This window comes from Chryseobacterium sp. SIMBA_029 (genome assembly GCF_046535275.1).
GTDB lineage: Bacteria > Bacteroidota > Bacteroidia > Flavobacteriales > Weeksellaceae > Chryseobacterium.
This window is the reverse complement of record NZ_JAWRXA010000319.1, coordinates 1-272: the sequence shown is the minus strand read 5'-3', so window position 1 is coordinate 272 and position 272 is coordinate 1. Positions and strand designations below refer to the sequence as shown.

General features: G+C 67.3%; 1 protein-coding gene. It reads left to right on the top strand.

The annotated features are described in order from the left end of the window. A partial coding sequence (locus SB679_RS24280; RefSeq protein WP_410704812.1) for a DegT/DnrJ/EryC1/StrS family aminotransferase occupies nucleotides 1–272 on the top strand: 272 nt, incomplete at both ends.

Here is a 272-nt window from a genome sequence, read left to right as displayed (position 1 = left end):
GCAGGCTTCGCGGTGGCGACTTCAAGCTGCACGTCCGCTTTGCACCTTGCCCTGGCCGTAGCCGGAGTTGGTCCTGGCGACGACGTGGTGGTGCCGTCGTTCTCGTTCATCGCCACAGCAAACGCCGCGACGTACGTGGGCGCGCGTCCCGTGTTCGCCGACGTCGACATCCGCACCGGCTGCGTCACTGCGGACACCGTGGCAGCGGCACTGACTCCAGCCACCAAAGCCGTGATTGCCGTGGATCAGGGCGGGGTGCCGGTGGACCTTGA